Origin of the sequence: Mesorhizobium sp. B2-3-2 (genome assembly GCF_006442295.1) — a bacterium.
Classification (GTDB): domain Bacteria; phylum Pseudomonadota; class Alphaproteobacteria; order Rhizobiales; family Rhizobiaceae; genus Mesorhizobium.
On the sequence record NZ_VFWA01000026.1, the window covers coordinates 16,017 to 41,658 of the forward strand.

Annotated in this window: 33 protein-coding genes and 1 pseudogene; 27 read left to right on the forward strand and 7 right to left on the reverse strand. The window is 61.5% G+C overall.

Annotated elements, in window-relative coordinates; translation table 11 throughout:
* The first annotated feature begins 10 nt into the window (after positions 1-10).
* The 5 genes from FJ964_RS30335 to FJ964_RS30355 all read left to right on the forward strand — a co-directional run bounded on the left by FJ964_RS30335 (position 11) and on the right by FJ964_RS30355 (position 2,890).
* Positions 11-1,474 carry a DnaB-like helicase C-terminal domain-containing protein gene (locus tag FJ964_RS30335; protein WP_140554375.1) on the forward strand — a complete coding sequence of 488 codons (1,464 nt, stop codon included), beginning with the start codon at positions 11-13 and terminating at the stop codon, positions 1,472-1,474.
* A gap of 65 nt (positions 1,475-1,539) precedes the next feature.
* The gene (locus tag FJ964_RS30340; protein WP_140554377.1) at positions 1,540-1,737 is read left to right on the forward strand and encodes a hypothetical protein; all 198 of its coding nucleotides are present in this window, start codon (positions 1,540-1,542) and stop codon (positions 1,735-1,737) included.
* On the forward strand, positions 1,734-2,072 hold the full coding sequence (locus tag FJ964_RS30345) for a hypothetical protein (protein WP_140554379.1): 339 nt from the start codon (positions 1,734-1,736) through the stop codon (positions 2,070-2,072). The genes FJ964_RS30340 and FJ964_RS30345 overlap by 4 nt, the downstream gene beginning before the upstream one ends.
* The gene (locus FJ964_RS30350) at positions 2,069-2,575 is read left to right on the forward strand and encodes a hypothetical protein (RefSeq protein WP_140554380.1); all 507 of its coding nucleotides are present in this window, start codon (positions 2,069-2,071) and stop codon (positions 2,573-2,575) included. The genes FJ964_RS30345 and FJ964_RS30350 overlap by 4 nt, the downstream gene beginning before the upstream one ends.
* Positions 2,576-2,698: 123 nt before the next feature.
* A complete protein-coding gene (locus tag FJ964_RS30355; protein ID WP_140554382.1) occupies positions 2,699-2,890 on the forward strand; it encodes a hypothetical protein in 192 nt (63 codons plus the stop codon).
* Positions 2,891-2,965: 75 nt separating this feature from the next.
* On the opposite strand, the pseudogene FJ964_RS30360 reads toward FJ964_RS30355, so the two are convergent.
* Positions 2,966-3,460: pseudogene (locus FJ964_RS30360) on the reverse strand (IS1595 family transposase); the annotation flags it as partial.
* 106 nt (positions 3,461-3,566) lie between these two features.
* On the opposite strand from FJ964_RS30360, the gene FJ964_RS30365 reads away from it, so the two are divergent.
* The 17 genes from FJ964_RS30365 to FJ964_RS30445 all read left to right on the forward strand — a co-directional run bounded on the left by FJ964_RS30365 (position 3,567) and on the right by FJ964_RS30445 (position 21,297).
* Positions 3,567-3,968 carry a hypothetical protein gene (locus FJ964_RS30365; RefSeq protein WP_140554383.1) on the forward strand — a complete coding sequence of 134 codons (402 nt, stop codon included), beginning with the start codon at positions 3,567-3,569 and terminating at the stop codon, positions 3,966-3,968.
* Entirely contained in the window at positions 3,952-5,391 is a 1,440-nt protein-coding gene (locus tag FJ964_RS30370; protein ID WP_140554385.1) for a phage terminase large subunit, read from the forward strand. Before FJ964_RS30365 ends, FJ964_RS30370 begins: the two co-directional genes overlap by 17 nt.
* Positions 5,392-5,398: 7 nt before the next feature.
* A complete protein-coding gene (locus tag FJ964_RS30375) occupies positions 5,399-7,420 on the forward strand; it encodes a hypothetical protein (protein WP_140554386.1) in 2,022 nt (673 codons plus the stop codon).
* A gap of 137 nt (positions 7,421-7,557) precedes the next feature.
* Positions 7,558-8,409: a hypothetical protein gene (locus FJ964_RS30380; RefSeq protein WP_140554388.1), complete on the forward strand. Its 852-nt coding sequence runs from the start codon at positions 7,558-7,560 to the stop codon at positions 8,407-8,409.
* A 39-nt stretch (positions 8,410-8,448) separates the two neighbouring features.
* On the forward strand, positions 8,449-9,603 hold the full coding sequence (locus tag FJ964_RS30385) for a DUF4043 family protein (protein ID WP_140554389.1): 1,155 nt from the start codon (positions 8,449-8,451) through the stop codon (positions 9,601-9,603).
* Between the two features lie 57 nt (positions 9,604-9,660).
* A complete protein-coding gene (locus FJ964_RS30390; protein ID WP_140554391.1) occupies positions 9,661-10,062 on the forward strand; it encodes a hypothetical protein in 402 nt (133 codons plus the stop codon).
* A gap of 10 nt (positions 10,063-10,072) precedes the next feature.
* The gene (locus tag FJ964_RS30395) at positions 10,073-10,312 is read left to right on the forward strand and encodes a hypothetical protein (RefSeq protein ID WP_140554392.1); all 240 of its coding nucleotides are present in this window, start codon (positions 10,073-10,075) and stop codon (positions 10,310-10,312) included.
* Positions 10,313-10,328: 16 nt separating this feature from the next.
* A complete protein-coding gene (locus FJ964_RS30400) occupies positions 10,329-10,682 on the forward strand; it encodes a hypothetical protein (RefSeq protein WP_140554394.1) in 354 nt (117 codons plus the stop codon).
* Positions 10,682-12,118: a hypothetical protein gene (locus FJ964_RS30405; RefSeq protein ID WP_140554395.1), complete on the forward strand. Its 1,437-nt coding sequence runs from the start codon at positions 10,682-10,684 to the stop codon at positions 12,116-12,118. Before FJ964_RS30400 ends, FJ964_RS30405 begins: the two co-directional genes overlap by 1 nt.
* Positions 12,115-12,648 (forward strand): hypothetical protein, encoded by a 534-nt coding sequence (locus FJ964_RS30410; protein ID WP_140554397.1) that lies wholly within the window; start codon positions 12,115-12,117, stop codon positions 12,646-12,648. The genes FJ964_RS30405 and FJ964_RS30410 overlap by 4 nt, the downstream gene beginning before the upstream one ends.
* On the forward strand, positions 12,645-13,331 hold the full coding sequence (locus FJ964_RS30415) for a hypothetical protein (RefSeq protein WP_140554399.1): 687 nt from the start codon (positions 12,645-12,647) through the stop codon (positions 13,329-13,331). Before FJ964_RS30410 ends, FJ964_RS30415 begins: the two co-directional genes overlap by 4 nt.
* A gap of 12 nt (positions 13,332-13,343) precedes the next feature.
* A complete protein-coding gene (locus FJ964_RS30420) occupies positions 13,344-14,042 on the forward strand; it encodes a hypothetical protein (protein WP_140554400.1) in 699 nt (232 codons plus the stop codon).
* 50 nt (positions 14,043-14,092) lie between these two features.
* Entirely contained in the window at positions 14,093-15,742 is a 1,650-nt protein-coding gene (locus FJ964_RS30425) for a phage tail tip lysozyme (RefSeq protein WP_140554402.1), read from the forward strand.
* Entirely contained in the window at positions 15,739-17,754 is a 2,016-nt protein-coding gene (locus tag FJ964_RS30430) for a hypothetical protein (RefSeq protein ID WP_140554403.1), read from the forward strand. The genes FJ964_RS30425 and FJ964_RS30430 overlap by 4 nt, the downstream gene beginning before the upstream one ends.
* Before the next feature lie 186 nt (positions 17,755-17,940).
* Positions 17,941-18,888 (forward strand): hypothetical protein, encoded by a 948-nt coding sequence (locus tag FJ964_RS30435; protein ID WP_140554405.1) that lies wholly within the window; start codon positions 17,941-17,943, stop codon positions 18,886-18,888.
* A 7-nt stretch (positions 18,889-18,895) separates the two neighbouring features.
* Positions 18,896-19,243 (forward strand): hypothetical protein, encoded by a 348-nt coding sequence (locus tag FJ964_RS30440; RefSeq protein ID WP_140554407.1) that lies wholly within the window; start codon positions 18,896-18,898, stop codon positions 19,241-19,243.
* Complete coding sequence (locus FJ964_RS30445; RefSeq protein WP_140554408.1) at positions 19,234-21,297, forward strand: hypothetical protein; 2,064 nt, start codon at positions 19,234-19,236, stop codon at positions 21,295-21,297. Before FJ964_RS30440 ends, FJ964_RS30445 begins: the two co-directional genes overlap by 10 nt.
* Positions 21,298-21,344: 47 nt before the next feature.
* Here the strand turns inward: FJ964_RS30445 and FJ964_RS30450 are convergent, their stop codons facing one another.
* Positions 21,345-21,527 (reverse strand): hypothetical protein, encoded by a 183-nt coding sequence (locus FJ964_RS30450; RefSeq protein ID WP_140554410.1) that lies wholly within the window; start codon positions 21,525-21,527, stop codon positions 21,345-21,347.
* A 298-nt stretch (positions 21,528-21,825) separates the two neighbouring features.
* Here FJ964_RS30450 and FJ964_RS30460 point away from each other — a divergent pair, with 298 nt between their 5' ends.
* Genes FJ964_RS30460 through FJ964_RS30480 form a run of 5 tightly spaced genes read left to right on the forward strand, consistent with a single transcriptional unit; the run spans position 21,826 to position 23,718 of the window.
* Positions 21,826-22,680 (forward strand): N-acetylmuramidase family protein, encoded by an 855-nt coding sequence (locus tag FJ964_RS30460; RefSeq protein ID WP_140554411.1) that lies wholly within the window; start codon positions 21,826-21,828, stop codon positions 22,678-22,680.
* A gap of 2 nt (positions 22,681-22,682) precedes the next feature.
* Positions 22,683-22,898 carry a hypothetical protein gene (locus FJ964_RS30465; protein WP_140554413.1) on the forward strand — a complete coding sequence of 72 codons (216 nt, stop codon included), beginning with the start codon at positions 22,683-22,685 and terminating at the stop codon, positions 22,896-22,898.
* Entirely contained in the window at positions 22,895-23,128 is a 234-nt protein-coding gene (locus FJ964_RS30470) for a hypothetical protein (RefSeq protein WP_140554414.1), read from the forward strand. The genes FJ964_RS30465 and FJ964_RS30470 overlap by 4 nt, the downstream gene beginning before the upstream one ends.
* The gene (locus tag FJ964_RS30475; RefSeq protein ID WP_140554416.1) at positions 23,113-23,298 is read left to right on the forward strand and encodes a hypothetical protein; all 186 of its coding nucleotides are present in this window, start codon (positions 23,113-23,115) and stop codon (positions 23,296-23,298) included. The genes FJ964_RS30470 and FJ964_RS30475 overlap by 16 nt, the downstream gene beginning before the upstream one ends.
* Positions 23,299-23,346: 48 nt before the next feature.
* Positions 23,347-23,718 (forward strand): DUF1515 family protein, encoded by a 372-nt coding sequence (locus tag FJ964_RS30480; protein ID WP_246676236.1) that lies wholly within the window; start codon positions 23,347-23,349, stop codon positions 23,716-23,718.
* A gap of 441 nt (positions 23,719-24,159) precedes the next feature.
* On the opposite strand, the gene FJ964_RS30485 is transcribed toward FJ964_RS30480, so the two are convergent.
* From FJ964_RS30485 to FJ964_RS30500, 5 genes are read right to left on the reverse strand one after another with little or no spacing between them, the layout of a single operon-like run.
* Positions 24,160-24,468: a hypothetical protein gene (locus tag FJ964_RS30485; protein WP_140554419.1), complete on the reverse strand. Its 309-nt coding sequence runs from the start codon at positions 24,466-24,468 to the stop codon at positions 24,160-24,162.
* Positions 24,469-24,511: 43 nt separating this feature from the next.
* Positions 24,512-24,748 (reverse strand): hypothetical protein, encoded by a 237-nt coding sequence (locus FJ964_RS30490; RefSeq protein ID WP_140554421.1) that lies wholly within the window; start codon positions 24,746-24,748, stop codon positions 24,512-24,514.
* Positions 24,749-24,874, reverse strand: coding sequence for a hypothetical protein (locus FJ964_RS31740; RefSeq protein ID WP_281408312.1), 126 nt, complete (start codon positions 24,872-24,874; stop codon positions 24,749-24,751).
* A gap of 39 nt (positions 24,875-24,913) precedes the next feature.
* A complete protein-coding gene (locus tag FJ964_RS30495; RefSeq protein ID WP_140554422.1) occupies positions 24,914-25,240 on the reverse strand; it encodes a hypothetical protein in 327 nt (108 codons plus the stop codon).
* Positions 25,241-25,516: a hypothetical protein gene (locus tag FJ964_RS30500; RefSeq protein ID WP_140554424.1), complete on the reverse strand. Its 276-nt coding sequence runs from the start codon at positions 25,514-25,516 to the stop codon at positions 25,241-25,243.
* Between the last annotated feature and the right edge of the window lie 126 nt (positions 25,517-25,642).

The following is a 25,642-nucleotide window of genomic DNA, read 5'->3' on the forward strand; positions in this document are numbered from 1 at the left end:
TGGAGACCGCATGAACGCGCATCCCCGAGACTTCAAGCAACCGCTGCCCGACGCGATCGAGGCCGAAGCCGCGTTGCTCGGTGCCATCCTGCACACCAATGACGCCTATTGGCGCGTGGCCGGGTTCCTGAAGCCCAACCACTTCAGCGAAAAGCTGCACGGCAGTCTTTACGAGGTCATGGGCACGATGATCGCCGAGGGCCGGCCGGTCAATCCGATCACCATCAAGCCCTACATCCCAGCCGAGGAAATGGTCGGGGAACTGACTATGTTCCAGTATGTGATCCGGCTGTTTTCCGAGGCGGTCACAACGTCAGGCGCCTATGACTACGCCCGCGGCATCATCGAAATGTGGGCAAGGCATCAGCTAATCGCCGCGGCCAACGATCTTGACGCGCTGGCCCGCAATATGCCGGTGGACATGACGCCGGAGAAGATCATCGGCGCCACCGCCGACGAGCTCACCCGCATCGCCAGGGAAGGGAATGAACGCGCCGCCTCGCTGCAGTATGGTGTGATCCTGCCGACCGCCATCACCAAGGCGGCCAAGTCGAGCGGCGACGCTTCATCCCGCATTCCCTGGTTCCTGCCAGAGATCACATCAGCGCTCGGCGATATCCGCCGCGGCAACCTCATTGGGCTGATGTCGGACAGTGGCGGCGGCAAGACTTCCTTCAGCCTCCAGCAATGCCGGTTCGCCGCCTCACAAGGCTTCAAGAGCGCGTTCTTCTCGATCGAGGTGACGGATGAGGAGGCAGCACTCCAAGCCGCAGCACAGCAGGCGCATATCTCGCTCGGTCGGATCGACGCCTACACGCTCAACTCCAAGGAGACCGGCGATCTCGAGAAGGAGATGATGACGTCGGCCGAACTGCCTTTCTACATCGTGGGCTTCGGCGAATGCACCCTCTCGGACATCCGCATCAAGGCCGAAGCCATGGTCAAGAGCCAGGGCCTCGACCTGATCATCATCGACCACGCGAAAATGATCACCTTGCCCAATCCCAAGGATATGTTCGCGGAGCGGGTGAATGCGCTCTATCGCGGGCTCAAGGCGCTGGCCAAGACCCTCAACGTGGCCGTCGTAATCCTCATCCAGAGGAATGATGATTGGAAGCGCCGCTGGCAATCGAGCGGATCGTTCACGGCGTTCCGGCCGGTCATGGGCGACGCCTATGGTGGCGGATCGATCAAGCAGGCTCTGGATGTGTGGTTCTCCCTCTATCGCCCGGAGCCGCTGTTCCGGGAGATGATCCCGACCATGCCGCCAGAGCGCGTCAAAGAGGGCGAACTGACCAAGAAGCAAATTATGGTCCAGAAGATGGATGAATCGCGCGGGAAGGCAGCCATCATCAACCATAAGCGCCGCCGCGGCGAACCAGGCCAATCGCCCCAGATCGGTTTCGAAGCCGAGTTCACGCTGTTCAAATCGCTGATGGAAGAGGCGCCGCCATCGTTCGAGGGATTCGACTGATGGAAATAGTTTGTAACTGCTGTCACCGCGTGACGATCTCTGGCCTGACCCGAACAGAGGAGGCCTTGGTCACGAAGATGTCGAAGGCCGGCAAGCCTATATCCGATGATGAGCTCGTGCGCGGCATCAATACCAGCATCGACTCTCTCCGGACTCGAATTGCCAGCCTTCGCCGCAAGCTGAGGCCGCACGGCGTCACGGTCACGATGAATCAGGGCGGCGCCAAGAAACGCGCGCGCTACGAATTGGAGGAAATCGCATGACGGCCTCGTTCCTCCCCGAGTTCAACGCCGTGCCTGTCCGCGGCGGCTATCGCGGCTCATACCGCTTGTTTGACAGCCAACCGTTCCGGTTCATCCCTGGCTGCGAACCCTTCACAACGGCAGGGCAGGCACTTCAGGCCGCCAAGGACTACGTACGCGAACGCTTGAACCCGCCGATCCGCGGCGAGGTCACGGAAGCCCGCGACGTCCTCGGCATCGCCCAATGGCACGAGCAGCGCGCCGCCAGGCAGGCCGAGCAGCAGGAGCAGGCGCTCGGCGCCATCATCGTTAAGGGCAAGCAGGTCAAGGTCGAGCGGACGAAGGTGAGGGCATGAGCAAGGCAAACCGAAACCCATCCGCCCACACGGACGTCCGCCGCGCTCGTGTCGAAAACCCGTATTTCCAGAAGGACCACAGAGAAGGCGCAACCAACCCGCGCCATATCAATGCGGACCTGAATGTGAAGGAGAGCGCGGTCGAGACGCTGTTCGCCAGACGGTTCCTCGGCTTTTCGCAGAAGCGCGCGGCCGACAAGTTTCGTGAGCTCTGGGAAACAGCCGGAGGCAAAGCCTCGAGCATTGATTACACGCTCGATCGCGTTGATGGCGGCAAGAGCGATGTCGTGGCCACGAGGCTGATCGCCGCCCAGGAAATGAAGCGGTGCAGGGAACTGCTCGGCGTGCGCGGGTTTGAGACCATCCAGAAGGTCTGCGCCGAAGGCCGATCGCTTACAGAGATCACCCCGCACAAGAGAGAGCGACTGACCATGGCGGACAACCTCAGAGCCGATCTCGACGATCTCGCAGCTATGTGGGGAATGCAGACGAAGAAGCGTTGAGCCGCAAGGATCGTATCGGGGCCGTAACATTTTCCTTGACAGCGGGTCACCGGACATGGCAGACAAGCGCCATTCCCGAAAATTGTCAGCAGCAGCACGCCTAATTATATACTTGACGTACCAATGGCAGATTCGATAAAGCAGCCGGGACAGGCCGGCACTGAAAATGAAATCGAAATCACGCCAGAGATGGTTGATGGTGGAGAATTGGCATTGCTGGAATTGATTGATCCACCGCTGCCACCGCGCCTCGCGAGAGAGGTGGCTGTTAGGGTTTATGTCGCAATGAGGCTTCGATCTCCTCGCGGCGCTTGATCATTTTTTCCATCATCTCTCTTTGGTGGCGGCCAGAGGGACCGTCTGGGATCTCGTAATCCAGCGCTCAGTCTTGATATACGGGCGGCCCTTGCGCTGCGGCGACGGCTTGCGCGGTATCTCGCGCTTGCCAATGTATGTTTCGTCGACTTCAACGGTCTTACCTTCGCCACCAAGCGGGCCAGCCGACTTCACGTCTTCCTTCATGGCTTCGCGCAAACGGTGCGCCATGAACCAAGCGGTCTTGTAGGTGACACCAAGCATACGGTGCAGTTGATGCGCGGACATGCCTTTCTTGGACGAGGCATAGAGATGCGAAGCCAGCACCCACTTGTGCAGGCCGATCTTGGAACGCTCAAAGACTGTGCCGACAGTGACAGAGAACGGCAGGCGGCATTCGTTGCACTTGTAGACGCCGGGGCGAGTAGACTTGCCCGCCAGCTTCGTAATGCGCTCAGGATTGGCATTGCCACAATGAGGGCAGAACGGACCATGAGGCCAATGGATAGCTTCCAAATGCTCGCGGGCCTTGTCAGCGTCGTGGTAGATTGCGGCGGTCAGATCGAACATTGCGGTAACTCCTTGGATTCGTTATCGCAAATCGCAGATGGTACGTCAAGTATATAATTAGGGCAGCACGCCCCGCGCGGGCGCTTTGCGTTTCAACGAGGCTCGCATGCCTGTCCTCGATAACCAGCGGCATGAGGCCTTCGCTCAAGCCCTCGCCAAGGGCAAAAGCGCTGATGAGGCGTATGCTGAGGCAGGGTATAAGCCGGATCGTGGCAATGCCTCTCGCCTGACAGCAAATGACAACATCGCGGCGAGGGTGGCCGAACTGCAAGGGATGGCAGCGGATCGTGTGGTCCTGACCCGCGAGTGGATCATCGCCAAATTGGTGGAGAACGCCACGAACACCCAGGAAAGCAACCCGAGCGCAAGCAACAAGGCGCTTGAATTGCTGGGCAAAGAGATCGGCATGTTCATCGACCGCTCCGAGAACGTGAACCACAACTACGAGATATCGGACGAGCCGCTGACCGACGACGAATGGTCGGAGGCGTATGCTGCAACGCATTAAGGTCTGGGCGCCGCAGGTAGGGCCGCAAAAGGCGCTTATCGACTGCCCGGTTGCTGAGGTGTTCTTTGGCGGCGCGCGCGGTGGCGGCAAGACCGACGGCGTTCTCGGCAAGTGGGCAATCAAGGAAAAGCGCTACGGCAAGGCGTTCAACGCCATCATGTTCCGGCGCACGACGGTTTCGTCCGAAGATGCGATCGAGCGCTCCAAGCAGATATTCGGCTCGCTCGGCGGGAAGTACAACGAGAGCAAGCTGATCTGGCGTATGCCCAATGGCGGCAAGGTCAGCTTCGCCTATCTCGATTCCACCTCGGATGCCGAGCAGTACCAGGGCCGCAACGTTACCGATGCCTGGGTGGAGGAAGCCGGGCAATATCCTGACCCGGCGCCGATCGAGCGTCTGTTCGGGGTGCTGCGCTCTGCCCAGGGCGTCCCGGTCCAGTTGATCCTGACCGCCAATCCGGGCGGCTCGGGACAGCAATGGATCAGGGAGCGCTACAACCTGGTGCCGTTCCCCCGCGGGCCGCAGGTCGTCACGCGAACGCTGGAAGACGGATCTGTCCATCACATGGCGGTCATCCCGTCACGCATCACCGACAACCGAATTTTGCTGGAAGGCGATCCCAAGTATCTCTCCCGCCTGCAAATGGTCGGCGGCAAGGCGCTCGTCAAAGCGTGGCTGGATGGCGACTGGTCAGCCATCGAGGGTGCGTTCTTCGATGAGTGGTCCGAAGCGCGGCATGTTATCCCGCCATTCGAGATTCCGGAGCAATGGTTGCGCTTCCGGTCCGGCGACTGGGGCAGCGCCAAGCCGTTCTCTATTGGATGGTGGGCAATAGCCAGCGACGACACGAAGCACCCAACGTCCGGCGTCATCATCCCGCGCGGCGCTATGGTGCGGTATCGCGAATGGTATGGGTGCCAGCCCGGGCGCCCAAACACGGGGCTGAAGTTGACGGCTGAAGAGGTGGGAGAGGGCATCAAGAGCCGAGAGGTCAAGGAAACTGTCCAGTATGGCGTGCTTGATCCCGCAGCGTTCAGCCAAGACGGCGGACCATCAATAGCAAGCCGGATGGCCGGCGTCCTCTTTCGTCCCGCCGACAACAAACGCGTTTCACAGCGTGGGGCAATGGGCGGCTGGGACATGATGAGACAGCGCCTCAAGGGTGATGCCGATGGCAGGGCGATGGCTTTCTGCTTCTCGACTTGTCGGGACAGCATCAGGACCATCCCCATCCTCCAGCACGACGAGAAGCGGCCGGAAGACCTCGACACCGACATGGAAGACCACGCTGCTGACGAGTGGCGCTACGCCATGATGTCGCGACCATGGGTCGCGCCCGCAGCCACTGCCGACAAGACCAGGCCGACCGACTATCGCGCTGCGGCCTCGATACAAGCGGCTGGCGACTGGCAAACTTACTGAGGCATAGATGACCCAGACCGGATATGTTCCAGGCAGCGGGCCGACGCAAGGCGTCACCGCGACCGATCCGGCGCAGCAGCCGGCTTTGACGCATGGCGAGCTGAAAAAGCAGTACCTGACCTATCTCAACCTCAAGAGCGATGAGATCAAGGAACAGCAGGACGCGCGCCGCTACTACCACGGCGTCCAGTGGACCGATAAGCAGATCAAGGCATTCAATCAGCGCAAGCAGCCGGTGGTGACCTACAATCGCATTGGCCGCAAGATCAACGCCGTTGTCGGCTTGCTGGAGAAGCAGCGCACCGATCCGAAAGGCTTCCCGCGCACGCCAAAGCATGAGGATGGTGCCGAGATCGCCACTGCGGTTTTGCGCTATGTCTGCGATGAGCAGGAATGGGCGGCCAAGTCCCCGATCGCCGGGCTCAATGGTGCTGTCGATGGCATTGGCGGCATCGAGATCATCATCGAGGAAGGCGACAGGGGCGACAGGGAGGTCGGCTTCGAGGATGTCGACCCGTCGTCGTTCTTCTACGATCCACGCTCGCTGAAGATGGACTTTTCCGACGCCCGCTACATGGGCGTGTCCAAATGGGCAGACGTCGACCAGGTCATCGAGCTTGCACCTCACAAGGAAGACGAGATCCGCTCCGCCATTGAGGCAGGCAGCGAACTCACCAGCAACCCGGACTATGAGAACAAGTGGTTCTCTTCGTCGGAGGATGGCCGCAAGGTCCGCCTGGTGGACCATTGGTACATGAAAGGCTCCAAGTGGTATTGGTGCCTCTACACCGGCGCCACGATCCTGCTCACCGGCGAAAGCTATCTGCTGGACGAGAAGGAGCGCACCGAGTGCAAATACATCATGTACTCGGCCAATGTGGACCAGGACGGCGACCGTTACGGCTTCGTGCGCAACATGAAGTCGAGCCAGGACGAGATCAATCAGCGCCGCTCCAAGGGTCTGCATCTGCTCAACTCGCGCCGGATTATCATTGCGGACGGCACATATCCAGATGTCGAGAAGCTTCGTGTTGAGGCTGCGCGCCCGGACGGTGTCATCGTCTACCCGCCGAATACGGAGCCGCCCGCCTTCGACGACAGCGCCAAAAACAACGAACTCACCGGGCAACTGAACTTCCTCGCCGACGCCAAGCAGGAAATCGAGAATTACGGCTTCAACCCGGCGTTGATCGGCTCTGGTGTGCAGGACATGTCAGGCCGCGCCATCCAGTTGCAGCAGCAGGCCGGCATTGCCGAGCTTGGCCCCTATCTCCTGGCTTTCAAAGGCTGGAAGCTGCGCGTCTACCGGGCCATCTGGAATGCGGTGCAGCGTCACTGGACGGCGGAGCGCTGGATTCGCGTGACCGATGATCAGCAGGTGGCACAGTTCTTCGCAGTCAACCAGTTGGCGATCGATCCGAGCACGGGCCAGCCCACCATCGTGAACTCTCTCGGCTCCCTTGATGTCGACATCATTATCGATGAAGGCCCCGACACCATCAACATGCAGGCCGACGCCTACGACACGCTGTCCGTGATGGGCCAGAAGGGCCAGCAGGTGCCGCCAGAGGTCATCATCGAGCTTTCGCCGCTCCAGGGTTCGGTGAAGAAGAAGGTGCTCGGCATGATCGAGCAGGCCAAGCAGCAGGCCATGCAGGCCCAACAGCCCGCGATGCAGCTTCAGGCCGCCGATGCCAAGGCCAAGATCGACAACACGCAGGCGGATACCCGTCTGAAGATGGCGAATGCCGCCAAGGCCGGCGCCGATGCCATGCAGGGCCAGCCCGACACCTCCGGCAAGGACAATCTGGACTGGCAGAAAGCGCTTCTGTCCTCGCTCACCTCCATCGAAGTCGCGCGCATCGGCGCCAAGACCGACATGGACAGCCAGCAGATCGCCGCGGGTCTCGAAACCTCGCTGCACCTCTCCGACCAGGCGCATGAGCGCGACATAGCCCAGATCAATGGTGAGCAGCGAGCGCTGCAAGCCGAACAAATCGCCAAACAGCGGGCACAGCAGCCCGCCTAGGCGACAGGTGCCGCCGACCTCAACGGGCGCACGTGTGACGCAACGTCAAAGCGTCAGGAGCCGCCATCCATGAAGGGCGACCGCCGCCGCCGGGCTGACCCGGGCGAACGTGACCTCCCAACGAATTGGAGACTGAAATGACCGGTACGGAACTGGACGACATCCTTGCGGACAATGGCCCGCAGGAGGAGCAAGCGACGACAACCCAGACGACAGACGGCCAGCAGCGCGACGAGCAGGGACGATTCGCTCCCAAGGTGGAAGCCGAAGCCGCTCCAGCAGTGCAGGCCGATCAGCAGCAGGTCGAAGCGGAGGCCGGAAAGGTTCCGCAGCAGGCTCTGCATGCATCGAGGGAAAAGGAACGCGAAGCCCGGCAGGAAGCGGAGACCCTCCGCAACCAGATCGCCGAGATGCGCGGCCAGATCCAGTTGCTTTCGCAGCGGGGTCAGGCACCGGCACCCAAGACGGCCGAGCCGGAAAAGCCTGTCGATTTCTGGGAAAGCCCCGACGGCTACATCGCCAACGCTCTTACGCCTGTCCAGCAGCAGCTACAGCAGCAGAACGAGCGCTTCTCGAAGATGATCGCGGTTCAGACCCACGGCAAGGAAACCGTGGACAACGCCTTCAAGGCCTTCGTGGAAGCGGCGCAAGCCAACCCCGGCGCCTATGCCGGTGAATACCAGGCCATGATGAAGAGTGAGCATCCCTATGACTCGCTCGTCAACTGGCACAAGCGGCAACAGACCCTGTCGACGGTCGGAAACGACCCGAACGCATGGCTTGAGGCCGAACTGGAGAAGCGTCTCTCCGATCCGGCCTATCAGGCCAAGGTCATGGAGCGCATTCGCGGCGCCGCTGCTGGCAACACCAACCGGTCGAACCCCGTCACAAACCTGCCCCCATCGCTCAACCGGCTTCCTGCCGGCGGCAACGCTCCAGGCGAAGCTGACCTGAGTGACGCGGGGTTGTTCGCCAACGCCCTGCGGTAGCGCCTGACCGGCCACCGCCCACCGAAAAGGTAAAAGACAATGGCCCTCACCAACGTGCAGGACAACAACAAGCTTGTCCGCTACACGCAGGAGATCAATCGCGAATTCGTTCGCGAGAACCTGTTCTCCCCTTACATGTCGCAAGACCTCAATGCGATCATCCGCATCCGGCAGGAACTGAAGGCCGGCGGCGAACAAATGAATATCCCGATCGTCACCAAGCTTCGCGGCAAGGGCAAAGGATCGGGTACCCTCGTCGGCAATGAGGAGAAGATCGACAACTACGGTATGCGGCTCTGGATCGACTGGGCACGCCATGCTGTTGCCACCAAGAAGAACGATCAGCAGAAGGATTCCGCCGATATCTTCGGCGAGGCCAAGCCGCTGCTCTCTGACTGGGGCAAGGAGCGCCAGCGGGACGACCTGATCGCCGCGCTGATGTCGTTGCCTTCCGAGGCGGCGCCGTCTGGCCTTGGTTCCGATGACGGGATGACCGTCAATGGCCTTCTGTACGAGGCCGCGACAGCCGCCCAGCGCAACACATGGAACGCCGACAATTCGGATCGCGTGCTCTATGGCGTGGCCGTCGCCAATTACAACGCCACCCATGCGACCGCTCTTGGCAACATCGATTCGACGGCGGACAAGCTCTCCAAGAGTATCGTTTCGCTTTCGAAGCGCATCGCCATGAACGCGAGCCCGGCCATCCGCCCCTACAAGACCAGGGACGGGTATGAATACTACGTCATGTTCGCGGGGACGAACTCCTTCCGCGATCTGAAGGCCGACCTCAACATCGAGAACCGCGACGCCCGCGCCCGTGAAGGCAACGGCATGGACAAGAATCCGCTCTTCCAGGACGGCGACTTGCTCTATGATGGCGTGATCATCCGGCAGGTGCCGGAAATCTCCGCCTTCGTCACCAATGTCTGGACCTCGCTGACCACGGCGGGCAATGGCTCTTCGCGTGTCGAGCCGGCGTTCCTGTGCGGCCAGCAGGCAGCGGTGCTGGGTTGGGGCCAGATGGCCAAGCCGACTTTCCGCAAGGAGGATGACTATGGCTTCATCACCGGCACCGGCACGGAAATGGCCTACGGCACCGCCAAGATGTTCAAGAAGCACCCGATGGACGGCACGGCCCTGAAGCAGTGGGGCTTGGTCACCACCTTCGTTTCGGCTCCGCTGGACGCCTGATCATCATAGGGCGGCTTCCGGGCCGCCCCATTCCCCTCTTTTCAAAGGAACAAGACCATGGGTCTCAACAACCAGGTGCCGGCGCGCGATGCTGGCTATCAGAACATCCAGTACCTCTACAAGAAAATCACCTATGCCGATGACGGCAAGACCGTCGATGTCGGCACGCTTCCTGAAGGTGCGCTGATCCTCAAGCCACTGTCGGGCGTCCATGTTCAGGTCGCCTTCAACGGTGGCACGACGAACACGCTGGACATCGGCCCCTCGACCGACTCCGGCACCGACCTCTGGGCAACGGTTCTGGCGCTCGGCACGATCGGCTTCGTCCCGCTCGATGAAGTGGTGAGCAATATCGTTGGCTCGGGGCAGGGCAAGGTGCAGGCGAAGGTGGTTTCCACCGCTAGCGCATCCGCCGGCATTGGCCACATCGTTATTGCCTTCCTCAATCCGGTGAACTGAGGAGGGCGACATGGCGAAAGTCACCTATACGCCCGCGGCTGACATGCCGGCCGAAACCAGTCAGTACGGCTACGACTTTGCCGATGGCAAGGCAGTGGACGTTTCGGACGCCAAGCATCTTCGCAAATTCGCCGGCCATCCATTTTTCAAGGTGGATGACGCCGACGATGAGCTTGCCAAGGCGGCGAAAGTCGAAGGGCTAGCCAAGGCTCGCGCAGCCAAGGCGGCCAAAAAGCAGCAGAACCTGTGATCCAAGGTCGCTCAGCATGAAATCCCGCGAACAGCTCGTCACCCGCGCCCTTCAGAAGCTGAAGGTGCTTGCCGCAGGGCAATCGCCGTCGGCCGAAGACTATCAGGTCGTGAATGACGATGTCGAGCCGGTGCTGAGCGACCTTTCCACCCGCAATGTCTATCCCTTTGGAGACCCTGACCAGATCGAGGACAACGCTTTCGTGCAGTTGGCCATTTGCCTCGCCATCGCCAGCGCGAACGACTTCGGCAGCCCCCAGATCGATTCCGGATTGAGCAATGAACAATTGCGCCTCTCGACGGAAAGCAGGTTGCGCGAACTGACGGCTCAGACGCTCTCCGGCCAGCCGCTTCAGGTCGATTATTTCTGATGCAGATCATCTTCCCGACCTCGACCGCGCCCTCCGTCAACCCGACAGAGAACGGCGGACGGCTGATCAACTGCTATGCCGAGAAGACCCCGCAGGGCGGCCGCAGTCAGGTGCTCTACCGGCGGGCGCCCGGTTGCGACTATGCGTTCACGGCAGGCGTGGCCGGCTGGCGGGGCGCACTGCTGGATGGGACGGTGCTGTACATCGCCAATGGCGACAAGGTCTACACGGTCACGAAGTCCGGGAGCGACTATACCGTGACCGCGCTCGGCGGCACGCTCGGCGGTTCCGGCCGGGTGTTCATGGAGCACAACATGCGCTCCCCGACGCACCAGATCCTGATCTGGACATCGGGCGGTCTGTATCAGGTTTCGGGCAGCTCGATCGTCAGCTTTTCCGACCCGGACTTGCCCTCCACCAATTCGCTGTCGTTTCAGGACGGCTATTTCTTCCACACGACCGCCTCCGGGCAGAGCTACGCCTCGGATCTGAACGACACGGACATCAATTCCGACAGTTTCGTCACGGCGGAATCGCAGGTCGATGGCCTGGTGCGCGGCATCCCGATCCGCCGCGACCAAGCGCTTATGGGCGACACCTCAACCGAGTTCTGGTCGAACGCCGGCAATGCGACCGGCTATCCCTTCACGCGCGGCCCGGTCATCCCGTACGGCCTTTGGGGGCCATATGCGGTGGCAGGCTATGAACCCGGCTTCCCCGGCCCGGTGATCTTCGTTGCCAATGATGGCGTGGTCTACCGGCTCGACGGCTACTCGCCGTCGCGCATTTCCACCCCTGAACTGGACCGGCTCATTGCCGGCATCACGGATCGCACCACGCTTCGCGCCAGCGTCCACATCTGCGCCGGGCATTCCTTCTGGGTGCTGAAGTCCGATGCTTGGACATGGGTCTATGACCTCTCGACAGCGGAATGGCACGAGCGCCAGACCTTGGGCAGCACCACATGGCGCATGGAAGGCGGCGTCAACGCTTTTTCCGAATGGCTGGTGTTCGACGGCGCCAACGGAAACGCATATCGGATCAACGAGCGGGCCACGCGGGAGGCTTCGGGGCCGCTGTCGTTCGATCCTCTGGTGTGGGAGCTCTGGTCAACCCAGATGCACAATTTCCCCGCTCGCACGGCGGTTGACAAGGCGGCATTCGACTTTGTTCGCGGTGTCGGCATCGATCGAGGTATTTCGCCGATCCAGACCACGCCGAAGGTTTCTATCTCATGGTCGAACGATGGTGGCGTGACCTTCGGCAATGCCCTTTTGCGGGATCTCGGCACACAGGGCCAGCAGAATATCCGCTGCGAGGTGAACAGGACAGGGCTGACTGGCGATATCGGCCGGCAATGGAAACTGAAGATTGCCGATCCGGTTGAGGCTACCTTGCTCGGCGGGTCAATGTTCGGCGAGGCGCGCGCGGCATGACGATCGACAGCCCGCCACCCCTGCTCGATGTCAACGCGAAGTGGTTCCTGGCCGATGGGCGGCCGACACCGGAATTCTACCAGTACATGCGCGCGCTCGACCTCGTGGCGCGCGCAACCGTCAGAGTGGTCAACATCCCTGAAACGCCATTGCCCGATGAGGTCTGGAACGAATATCTCGTCGGAGCTGCCTCGGACGAGGTGGTCGCGCTCACCGCGGGAACCGCCAAGCTCACCTTTCGAATCCCCTACACGGCGACAGGCACGCTGGTGCGCGCTTCCCTTGCCACAGCGCAGACTTCCGGCGCGATCTTCACCGTCGATATCAACAAGAACGGATCGTCGATCCTTTCAACCAAGCTGACCATCGACAATGCGGAGAAGACCTCAAAGACGGCGGCGACGGCGGCAGTCATCTCCAATACGACATGGACCGATGATGACGAATTCACCGTCGACATCGACCAGGTAGGAGACGGGACGGCAAAGGGCCTGAAGATCGCCCTATTCGGGCAGCGGCCGGCGCCATGATGATCATCGATCCCTACCGGTTCGGTGGCTCCGCCCCTGCATCAATTTCATATCTGGCGGATTATACGCCCACCATCGCCGGATTGGTTGCCACGTCTACCGGTGTCGGCTTCGGCGCGGTGGCCGCACGCCGGCTCATCATTGTTGCCGTGCATTGGACATCCACGGTATCAACCAGCGTGCTCGCCTCGGCGACGATTGGCGGCGTTGTAGTCCCGACGATCATCTCCGGGTCGCGGATTGGGTCGAGTGCCGCCGGGAACTCTGACTATGTCGCATTCATCGCGGCGATCGTCCCCACAGGAACAAGCGGGGCGGTCGTGGCGACCTTTGGCGGTGGCGGATCGATAGGGGCATTCTTCTTTGTTCATCGCGCGGTGAATATCATCAGCGACACACCGTTCGACACCGCATCCGCGATATCTGCTTCTACCCCAATTGCGGCGCTTTGCGATCTACAAGCGGACGGCGTCGTCGTGGCGGCGGCCAGTTGCGCAGGGACGCCTTCGCCAACGTCCTTTACGGGCGCCACCAAGGTTTACGAAGCGGCCCCGATAGGCACAGTCACCGGAGCGAACGACAACACTCTTGCGGCTGTTTCGAACGCCTCCATCCAGATGCTGGATCCTGGCAGCACATCCGGCGCGCCATCCCGCACTCTGCTTGTCGCATCCTTCCGATAAGGAAACTCTGCCATGTTTGGTGATCTACTCGGCGGCCTTCTGGGCGGCATCGGAAGCCTATTCGGTGGTAGCGCCACGAAGAAGGCGGCCGCGGCGAATAACAAGGCGCTGGACGGCTACCTCAAGTCCGGCACCGCTGCGATCGACACCGGTCAGCAGCAGGCGCAAGACTATCTCGGCGGTGTCGGCAATCTATGGTCGAACCTCGCCAAAGAGAGCGGCGGCCTGTCGGGCTTGAACCTGCTTGGCGATGCGCTTGGCGTCAACGGCGCGGCAGGCAACGCCAATGCGACCTCCGCATTCCAGACCAGCCCCGGCTACGAGTTCCAGCAGCAGCAGGGCATAGACGCCCTGAACCGCAGCGCGGCCGCTCGCGGCCAGTTGAACAGCGGCCAGACCGGGCTCGACACGCTGACTTTCTCCCAAGGCCTCGCCAACAACGAATATCAGAACTGGCTCAACAGTCTGAGCGGCTTCAGCGGGCAGCAGGGCAACATCTATACGGGGGCAACCACCGGCCAGGCGGGCGCTCTGAGCGACCTCGCCAACCTCGCCACCGGCACGGCGGGTCAGAAGGTTTCGCTGCTTGGCGACGTCACCAATGGCCGGCTCGGCGCGAACAACCAGACGGCGGCCGGCACTCAGCAGCAGTTGGGCGGCTTGAGCGGGTTCGGCCAGGGCCTTGGCGCTCTCTTCGGAGGCTATCTCTGATGGCTATCAGCTACCCGTCGATCCCGAATTTCTTCGATCCCGAAGCGGTGATGCAGGCGACTGCGCGCGGCTATCAGTCGGGCAAGGACTTTCGCGACGAGAAGAACGCGCAAGCGGCCTTCGGCAAGTATCTCGACAGCCTTCAGGGCCAGCAGCAGAGCGCCCCGCAGACGCTTTCTTCGCTTGCGCCGCAGTTCGGGCCATCCGCACCCGTCGGCGCTGTCCAGCGGGCTCCCTTGGGCACGCCTGACCCGGCAACGGCCCGTGTCGACCAGGCATTCGCCGCACAGGGCCAGACCAGCGCCAACACGCTCAACGGCAACCAGATCGCGGGCCGGTTCCTGAAGACGGTCAAGGATGGCGGCCTGACCAATCCGTTTGCGCTGGCGGCGGTGGCCGCAACGGGCAAGAACGAAAGCGGCTTTGCACCAAATCGCGCATTCGGAACATGGTCCGATCCCAGTCAGTCAGGGCAGGCCGGCACATCGGGCGGCATCATGTCGTGGCGCGGCGATCGATTGGCCAAGCTTCAGGCTTTCGCCCAGCAAAATGGCGACAATCCGCAGGCGCCGAGCCCGGAGACACAGGGCAAGTTCCTGCTGGCCGAAGACCCCAGCCTCATCCAAAAGCTCAACGCAGCCCAGTCGCCGGCCGAAGCGCAGCAGATCATGAACCAGGCCTGGCGGTTCGCCGGCTATGACCAGCCCGGCGGCGAGGCCGGCCAACGCATCGCTGATGCACAGGCATTCGCCCCGCAGTTCGGCGGCTCTGCACCGTCCCAGCAGGCGCTTGAGGGCCTTGCAGTGGGCCAGTCTGCCCCTATGGGCTCCGGGCAGGCTCCAGCAGCCCCGCAGGCCGGTTTCCAGCCCCCGCAGGCGGCATCCATCCTCCCCCCGCGCGAAGTGATGGCAGACCTGTTCAAGTCGCCTGGAACGCGCCCGCTTGCCATTCAGCTCGTGCAGGCAGCGCAGGGCTTGCAGCTCGACGCCAACGACCCGGTGAAGCAGCTCCAGTACCGCAAGGCACTCATCGACCTTCAGAACGCCGGGCAAAAGAACATCCCTGATGGTTATCGGGCGACCGCGACAGGCCTTGAGGCGATTCCGGGCGGTCCAGCAGACCCGAACAATCCGCTAAACCTGAGGAAGACCCAGCCTTCAAACGGCATCACCATCAACCCGGATGGAACGGTGCAGATCGGCGGGGGCGGCCAGAAGCTCACCGAGGGCCAGTCGAAGGATCTGGTGTTCTACACGCGCGGCATCGATGCGGAGTCCCTGCTGAGTGGCATGGACGACCAGCTCGCAAAATTCGGCCAACAGAATGCCGGTCTGCTGCCACTGGGTCTTGGCAACTATGTCAGGACACCAGAATTCAAGCAGGCAAAGCAAGCAGCGGACAGCTTTCTCACGGCCATACTGCGGAAAGACACCGGCGCGGCGATCACCGACAAGGAATTCGATCAGTACGGCCCCATGTTTCTGCCGATCCCCGGCGACGACCAGGGAACAATTGACCAGAAACGACGTGCTCGACAGGTCGCGCTCCTCGCTATCCGGTCCGGCTTGGGAACTGCGGAGGCAGTAGCGCAGGCCAACGAAATGTCTCTTGGACTTCAGCGGCCGAACCCCGGCAAGAGCGGCCGCGTGGCGCCGAAGAAGACGTCAACCGGGGTCGAATGGAGCGTGGAGACGCCATGACCACCCTCAACATCGGCGGAAAACGCGTCACCGTCTCCGACGACTTCATGAGCATGTCGCCAGAGCAGCAGCAAGCCACGGTCGAGGAAATCGCCGGCCAGATACAGCCGGAGCAATCTTCCGGGCTCGGGGATGTCACGAAGTCCGCGATTTCCGGCGTTCGGCAGGGCGTTGAGAGCATTGTCGGTATGGCCGGCGATGTCGGTAAGTATCAGGGGCAGCTTGCGGGATGGCTGGCCGGGAAACTGGGGGCTTCACCGGAGACGCAAGATACCGTTCGCGCTGTTGCCTCCAAGATCACGCCCTTCCCGACTTCCCCGACGACAGAGCGGGTGCAGGAGGAGACCCGGAACCTCGCCGGTGACCCATACCAGCCGCAAACCACCGCTGGCGAATATGCCCGAACCATTGGGCAGTTCGCACCCGGTGTGGTGGCCGGTCCCGGTGGGGCAATCTCAAAGACCGCCATGGCCGTCATCCCGGCTGTTGCGTCCGAGACGGCGGGGCAGATCACCAAGGGTACGCCCTATGAGAAATACGCCCGCGCCGCGGCCGCGCTCGTTGCCGGCGCTCCGGTGGCGTTCTTTGGCCAAGCCGGTGGAAACGCCGCCACGATCGCCAAAGCGGTCGAAGGATCGACACCGCAGCAGATCAACGAAGCCGAGCGGCTTTTCATGGACGCCCAGGCGGCCGGAACGCCGATCACCCGCTTCGAAGCCATCCAGCAGGTCACAGGCAGCGGAACACGGGCCGGTGATGTGCAGCGCGTGGTTGAAGGGCAGGGCGGCCTTCGAGATTTCATGGCCGGCCGTCCCCAGCAGATCGAACAGACCGCACGCGGTCAGATGGATGCTGTTGCGCCTGTCAATGCCGCACCGTCGACCGTTGGCCCAGCCGTCGGCCAGACAGCCGAAGGCGTTGTCAGCGACGTCCGCCAGGGCATCAACCGCGTTACAGAACCTCTGTATACTCAGGCGGCACCTCAGCGCATCGATCCGCAGACCTTCCAGCGCGTGCAGGCGGCTCCGGGCTGGGCAGAGGCCCGCGCGGCGGTGCGCGGCGATCCGCAGCTTCAGCGCTATGTGCAGGGCCTGCCGGATGATTCCGTTGGCTTCCTGAACGAGGTGCAGAAATATCTTCGCCAACAGGCAGACAATGCCGGCGCCCCGGTCAATGCGCAGCAGAATATGCAACGCTCGGCCGGCTATGGTGCCGACGCCGCCGCCGTCCGCTCGGCCGCGGAAGCTCAGTCTCCAGAGTTTGCGCAGGCCATCCAGCAGCAGGCACAACTTCGCCAGCAGTATCTAGACCCGCTGCTGCAAGGCCCGCTCGGTAAGATCGCTTCACGCGACACGACCACGCAGCAAGCCATCGAGGCGCTGTTTCCGCGCAACCCACTGCCGAATTCGACACAGGAGATCGGGCGCGCCGTCGGCGTTCTGGCGCGCCGCAATCCTGATGCCGCCCGCCAGTTGGTGCGCGCCCACATCGAAAGCACGTTCAACCAGGCCACGAAGGAATTGCAGTCAGGGGCCAATCAATTTGGAGGTGCTGGGTTTGTAGCGGCGTTGCGGGGCAATCCGCAGCAGTCCCAGAACCTCGAGGCGGCAGTGCGGGCGCTTCCCGGCGGCGACGATGTTTGGACCGGTTTCAACCGCTATCTCGACATCTTGCAGGCACAGGGGACGCGTCAGCGGATCGGTTCGCAGACGGCGTTTAATCAAGAACTCCTGAAAGACCTGAAGCAGGGCTCTCCGCTCGGCACGGCTTCGGCGGTGGCGATTGGAGGCGGCCTATCATGGCCCAAGAAGGCGCTGGACACCGTTGAGGGCTGGAGGCTTGGGCGTAATGTCGATCAGATCGCGCGGCTCATCACCGACCCAGCGGCCGGCCGCGCCTTCAGGCAACTTGCCCGAGCCGGCGGACACCGGGCCAGAGATATTGCCGTATCGCTCTCGATGATGGGCGCGAGTGGCCGCGCGAGCTCGCCGAACTCTCAGCCGGCCCAGTAGCCAGTCTATCCCGTAGGTTGCCGCGAAAGCAGCCCCGTAGGCGTAGATCCCGATCAGGTGGCCGTTTTCGACGTTGCAGTAGATGCAAACCCACGACACGGCGACCGCGAACGAGACCTGCAAAACCATGATGCCGAACTGAGCCATAGGCCACGGCATATAGCACCTCCCACATAGGAATTGAAGATGGCCATTCTCTGGGAAAAGAGCCTGGTGCCGTGGCTTGATGCCAGCGGCGATCCCTATTCGGGGGCCAAGGCGTATTTCTATGACAGCGGCACGTTGACGCCGATCGTCACCTACACCGACCACGCACTGTCGATCCCGAACGATTTCCCGGTCGTGGCCAACTCAGGGGGCGCGTTCGGGCCGATCTTTCTCCCCGAGCAGATCACTTATCATCTACGAATCGAGGATGCAGACGGGTCGACCGTCTGGGATGTCGATGGCATCTCTGCCCCTACCACGGTTGTCCCCGATCCCCCGAGCGGCGGCACCGCGACTGAATTCCTGTTCCAGACCGGCGACATCAAGACGGCCTGGCGGGCGAGCGTACCGTCCGGCTTTGTCCGCCTCAACGGGCGTACCATTGGCCAAGCGTCGTCGGGAGCCACGGAACGGGCCAATGCGGACTGCCAGGCGCTGTTCCTGTTCCTGTGGACCGAAGATAGCGCCTTGGCCGTCTCCGGTGGGCGCGGCGCCACCGCAGCGGGCGATTGGGCGGCGGCCAAGACCATTGCGCTGCCTGACTGGCGCGGTCGCACTCCTATCGGCATGGATTCGATGGGCAACGCGGCCTCGGGCCGGGTGACCGACGCCCAGCTCGGCAGCGATTCCGACACACTCGGCAGTGCTGGCGGCGAAGCGGCCCATACGCTCACCACAGCGGAACTCGCCTCGCACAGCCATACTTTTACCGGCGATGCGCTGCCGGCACATGCTCACACCTACCCAAGAGACGCTGGCTCTGGCAGCGGCCCGTCGTGGCAGGGCGGGTTCCGCAATGAGGCATTGGTAAACACCTCTTCGGTCAGCGCCGGCACACCAACCGGCACGATCAGCAATACCGGATCCGGGACGGCGCACAACAATTTGCAGCCGTCGGTCGTCGTTCCCTTCTTCATCAAGCTCTGAGGCGAAGATGTACGATATCAAATTCGCCACCGTGTCTGGTTCTGACTGGACTGAAATCGTGGAGGCAATCAACGATGACACCAATCTACCGCTTGCCGACATCGATACGGCGCTGATCGAAATACAGGTCAATGATCGGCAGAACTGCATGGTGCTCAGCGCCTCAACGGCCGACGACACCATCACGCGGCCCGCAACCGGCAAATTCCAGTGGCAGTTCACCAAAGAGCAAATGTCCGGCCTATGTGTGGGCGTCACCTATCGCGTCGGGTGCCGGATGACCAATGGCGCCGGCACCACGGCTCTGTTCACGGGCGAGCTTGCCTATATCGATGGTGAATTCGAATGGCACTAGTCGGCCCTATCCGCATCCGCGTTCAGAGCAAGCCGCGCATCCGTTGCCGGGTGTTGCCGCGCCTTATCCCGCTCAATGCGTCGATCGAGGTCGGCACCGTCACCACAGGGGCTCCGGGGAGTCCTGTAACGGTTGTCAACTCAGGCACTAGCCTTGACGCGGTTCTCGACTTCAGCATCCCGCAAGGCGCGCAGGGTGATCCCGGTGTGGTTCAGTCGGTGGTGGCTGGCGACAATGTATCTGTGGACAGTTCAGACCCTACACGTCCCGTTGTCTCGGCCATAAGCGATATAACGCCAGTGGCCGACCGGGCAGCGCTAAAGGCGCTCTCCACGTCAACGAAGAAGATTGCCATCATTTATGCTGAGGGCGGTCGCAACGGCGCATTTGTCTGGACCGTTGGGGACTATTCGACGCAAGTGGCCGCCGATACAGCAGAAGGCATTTACATCAAGGCTACGGCCATTGCCGCGACGGCTGGCGCGTGGGTGCGCCTCTATTCTGGAAATGCCAACGCAAGTTGGTTCGGGACGGGCCAGTCCGCGATCGAGGCCGCACACTCCGTTGTCGATGACATCGAGATCGACCGGCCGTTTGCGATCGCCGCAACAGCGACATGGCCGAACGGCAAGAGGTATAAATTCACAGGCTTAGGCAAATTGGCCGTCGCTACTGCCGTCACTCTGACCATTCGCGGTGCGGTGCGCGCACCTACATGGGCAAATCTGCCATCTTCCGGTCCGAACAAGATTTTCGACTGTACAGGAACGGGAAAGGTTCTCGGCGTACGTAGGGTGCATCCAGAGTGGTGGGGAGCTGTAAAAAACGGTTCAATACCGGATCACGCGGCCTTCCAGGCGGCACAGAACTGCATCGAGGCATCCGCCACAAGCGATGGCGACGAAACCGCTCTAATCCTTGGTGGCGGCAGCTACGCGCTCGGCGCTCAGGTAGTCGTGACGCCTCGCGGCGATATGACGGTCAAATGGCTCGGCCAGGGAGGTTCAGGGGGCACATACCTTGTCGCGCTCGCAAGCTGGACAGGCAATAGTGGCGTCGTCAAATTCGCCGCAGCGGCAGGTATTAACGACAGCCGCTCGAATTGGCTTTTCAGTGGGTTTCGCATCCTCCCCCAAACCGCTGGAACAGGATCGACCGTAGGCATTCTCATTGGTGCCGGGGCGACCACCTTGCAGGGCGGCGTCCAGGAGAGCGCCCTGTTTGAAGACGTGAATGTCTATGAGTTCGCCACCTGCTGGTACGTGCAGAACGCGCGGCTTATGCAGTGGCGTCGTTGTGGCGGCTGGATTGAGACCCTCGCCAACGGGAATGCTTTTAGGGCGGTCGCGGCAGCCGGAGACACTACCGGCGACTTCGACACCTATAGCTGCCAATTTGTGGGCAAGGGAACTAATACCAGAAGCGTGTTCTTTTCCGGCTCAGGCGCGGGCGCTACTGTGGTAGGCATACGGATGCACTCCGCGATTATGTACGCAGGAAGCATCACCGTTTCCGCAGACACGGCGGCCCGCGTCGGCGATATCTGGTTCGATACGGGATCGCAACTCGACGTGTTTACTACGGCTGGCGTAATCCTGATTTGCGATGGATCGGGAAGCCGTCTCTACAATGTCAAATTCAGGGATGGCTATTTTGCGAGCGGCATCGTTGGCACCGTGAAAGCCATCAGTATTGGCGTCAGCAATAGCGGCGCGATCCGTGGCATTGAGGTGAGTGGCAATTTCTTCATCAACTGCGTCGGTGATGTGGTTTACGCGAACGGCGATGTGCAGGGCTATATCGTCACCAACAACCACTTTGTCGATTGCAACGGCGGAAACATGGTGACAATCGGGACGGGTGTCAAAAATTCCAGTGTGACCGGGAACACCGTTGAGCGCATGAATACCTCTCAGTCAGTGGCCGCGATAGTCGCCACGGTCGCCGGGGCGAACTACTATGCGATCCGCAACAATATGGGCAATGGCGTGGCTACGGCTGCCGTCAGCGACATTGCGGCAGGTGCGCAGAAAATCGTCGACGGGAATTTCTAGTGTACGCAGCCGCGAGGTTTGCGCTTCGAGTTAAGCGCTTCATGGCTTCATTCGCCTAGAGCGGAAGCCGCCCACCGCTCGAAGCATTCCCTGGCTTCTTTCTCATTGGGGATAGGAGCCACGGCAACGCCGTTGACCGTTGGGTAGCTCTGGGGCTGCGTGTTGTCGGCCGCATTGTCTTCCGAAAACGACCCGAAATAGTTAGTACCATCGGGATTCTTGAGACCCATCTATCTCTCCTAAAGAACGATCGTTTCAAGAAGCTGGTTTCGCACAGTGCGCAGCCGACCTCAAGTGCCAACACGAAACCAGCTCGTCCTACCGCTCTCGAACTGAGTGACCCGTATCCATTCTCCGGATGCGGGCTCCCGGCCACGCGGAATATTCACCGGACCCCAGACCTCCGCAGCCTCGACATCGCTGCCGGCCGATAGATCGACGCGCTTCAGGGCCGCGCCGTCGCGCAACATTTCGACTGTGAATTTCATCGGTCGACCATAGCCATTCATCATCCGAAAGGGAAACCCCATGGACCGCACGTTCAAGGGCGCCGCGGTGCGCCTTGACGATATCGCCTTGCCGAAGCTCGGCGCCAAGATCGGAGTAGGAGAGGACGAAATCCATGCTTTTCTCGACGTTGAAACGCGCGGCCATGGCTTCGATAGTCAGGGCCGCCCCGTCATGCTCTTCGAGCCACATGTTTTTTATCGCAATCTGGCGGGCGCTGCGCGATCCCATGCGGTAGAGCAGGGGTTGGCTTATCCGAAGTGGGGAGAGAAGCCCTATCCGGCGGACAGCTATCCGCGCCTGAAGGCGGCATGTGCGATCGACGAGGCCGCGGCGCTGAAATCTGCATCGTGGGGTCTGGGTCAGGTTCTGGGCGAGAACTTCAAGGCGGCCGGCTACCCAACCCCACAGACCCTGGTTTCGGCCATGATGCAGAGCGAAGAGCTTCAGCTCGAGGCGGCGATCAGTTTCATCAAGGCGAACCATCTGGACGCCGCATTGCGCTCCCACGACTGGGCGACCTTTGCCAAGGGCTACAACGGCGCCGCCTACAAGAAGAACGGGTACGACACAAAGCTAGCCGACGCATTCCGGAAGTGGTCGCGCATCAAGGACACGCCTTGGCCTCCAGCAACCCCGCCAGCGCCCGTTCAGACGGTTCAGGTCAATATACCGGCTCCGGCGCCCGCCGCTCCTGAAACCGCCCCCACGGTCATCCTGCCGCCCGCCGGCGCCGATCCTGTGGTTATCCCCAGCGCACCGGTCCCGCCGGCGGCGCAACCAACCATTCCGCGGAAAAAAACCGGGATCGCGGCAATCCTGGCTATCGTCATCTCGATCATCGCCGGCTTCCTCAAAGCACATTTCGGAGGTTGAACATGGACACGGTAATCCAGCCGTCGGCAAACCCCACCGTAAAGCTCACCGCTGCCACCATCGCAGCGGCGCTGGTTTCTGTCTCGGGCCTGATCGTCAAGAACTTCTGGCCGCAGTGGTATTCGGATGACGTGTGGACCTCGCTGACGCCTATCGTCATCTTTGCCTGCGGCTATTTCGTGAAGGACAGCCCGAACGTGGTCGTGGTGCAGCAATGACCGCGCTCGCTCTCTCTCTGCTGTGGCAGTTCTGGCCGTACCTCCTCGCTGCCGGCGCTGCCATTGCCGGGCTCTGGACGGCCTATGCCAAGGGCAAAGCCAGCCAGAAGGCCAAACAGGCGGCCGCAGACGCCGCGGCGCGCACCGAAGCCCAGAAGATCGACGATGCCGTGGCTGGCCGCGCGCCGGCCGACAATCGAGAGAGGCTGGGCAAATGGTCAAAATCCTGATCCTGGCGCTCTTGCTCGCCGGCTGCACCACCTCTGGCGGCTCCTTCTGCGCAGTCGAGCATCCGATCCGCCCGACGAAGTCCGAAGTCGCCGCACTCTCGGACGCCTCTGTCTCGGCAATCCTCGCTCACAACGAGAAGGGCCAGAAACTTTGCGGCTGGAAACCGTAGGCGAGGAGGGGCGGGGACATGCCGACATCTGGAACGAAAAGCTTGGAAATGATGATCGGCGGACTGCTGCAAGCCACGCAGGACATGCAGCGGGACATCACCGAGATCAGGCGCGACATCAAGGACAGCGATGCGCGAGCGGCGCTGAGTTATGAGCAGTCAGAACAGCGCGCAGCTGCAAGTCGGTCGAAAATGTACGCCAAGACCGACGAACTGGTCGAGCGGGTCACTGCCACCGAGACCGCCGTCAGCAAGCTCAAAGCCGACATGACCAGCGTGGAGCAAGTCACGGCCGAGGTGACTCGCTGGAAGCTGATGGGCCTTGGCGCCTTGGGCGTCACCGGCATGGCGGCTGCTGCGGTGGCTTCGGTGGTCACCGCCTACTGGTCAGACATCTGGCGCGTGCTGCGCGGCGGGTGAAACGATCCCAGACCACCATGTTACTGCATAACAAAATCGCCCCGCTGGCTCCGGCCGGCGGGGCTTTTTGCGTTTCGCGTCTAAGGCAAGGATCCTTTCGTTAGCTTTTCTCTAACAAAAGGATAAGTGCCTAGGCTGCGGCTGAACTCCAAAGGGTACTCCTAAGACTATGGACCTCGCCCCGCCAGCCGAAGCCAGCGGCGCTTTTCGCGTTTCGGCCCTATGCCGGCCGCCATCTAGATCGAGATGTAGACCTTGCCCGTCCCCTTGCAGTCGGGGCATGGGAGCCCGTTGGGAAATCGCCACGGCTCGGGGTGGAATTTCCTCCAGTCGCCATCGCCTCCGCATTCGAAGCAAGGTACCTGGCCGGCTCCGCAGCCGTGATCGACGGGCCGGCACTCGACTTCGGTTTCGCGCTTGGAACCGAGATAGGCGACCATCCTAGTCCGGCGCATCGACCAACGGCTTTCGTCTTGCTGGCTGTTCATAGCTCTCCACCAGCCGCACCTTGTCGATTGGCACGGTGACGCCCAGACTCCGCCCTCCAATGGTCACGCTGTCCTCATCGACCCGCTGGACGTCGCCTTGAAGCTCTATCTGCTGGCCTCGCTTTACCTTGGTGGATTTGTCCACGATGGAATGCGGGAAGCTATAGCCGGGGAGGGAGACGCTTACCCTGTCCTCGGTGACGCGCCGCCGCACGGTCGCGGTGATGGCGACCTGATCGCCTACCTTGATGCCCTTGCCCATGGGGAGAGTCTGGGGCGGGGATCGTGCCAGTCAAGGGCCGCGCTCACTTCTCCAGGCTCAAAATCTCCACCCTTCTAGACTGATGATCGTATCGGCCGGTCTTGACCGTTTCCATGACCCTGGCGCCATTCTTCAACACAAGTGTGGAGTTGGTGAAGCACTGAGGCGCGGCATCAAATGCAGCCCGCGCCATAGCGAAATGGTCTGTTTCCAACTCCAGTTCGCCATTTACCAGGATCTGGTAGGATTTGTCGTGAACGGCGCGGCTTCGTGGTCCCATTTAGAAATCCACCCACCCAAGCGCCTTCAGCACCTTATACCCTATCTCTCCAAGCACAATGACCGGCACGAAGATAGCAGCGAGCCATAGGATCAGCTTGGTATCGCCGGGGAAGCGCGCGGCCATTCTTTCTCTCCTGCTGGTGCTGCGAACATAGTGGGGAAGTCAGCGGTTCATGCCCGCCTTGCTATTCTGGAGACCATTCGTCAGTGGAAACACCGTGACGAATGAGTGTCCCTTGAACACGAACACCCATCCGCGCCATACTCGGTAGTCGCCGAAATGACCATGCCGGTGGAACAGGGCATCCAACGTGCGGCGCATGCGGCCAGAGTAATCCGTTCGCGGCGTGCCGTCACTGTGGGCGCGCTCGATCTCTCGCTCTGCCGCCTTCTTCGGCAAACCCCGACGCTGCCTCATTCGCTTGAGTCCGTGGTCTGAAGTTTCGATGCCGGTCACCAGTTCCACGGCTAGCGCTTCAACGTCGTCCATCTACGTCCTCTCAGGGGCTGGAGTGGCAAGGGGAACCGAAATCACTTCGTGGCGCGCGGTAATGGTCTCGATCGTCTTGATGACCTCGTAGTCTGTGAATGGCACCAGAAACCGGCCCTTATAACCCGTAGGCTGGCCGCGCCCAAGCAGCGCCTTGACCTTTGCGACATCGGCCCATCTATCGGTGCCGTTGTTCGACCTGTAGTACTCGGCATAAAGACCCTCATTTGCCGGGAAGCGGATGCGATAGTACACTCTCTCGATTGTCTCGCACATTTCATATCCTCTCGGGTGGGGTTGGGCTGGCGGGATGATGCGGAACGATATGGGAACATTACTGTCTAACCTTGGCGAAGAGAACCGCAGAATTGCTCGGTTCTATCAGTCCCTCCGGGCCCACCA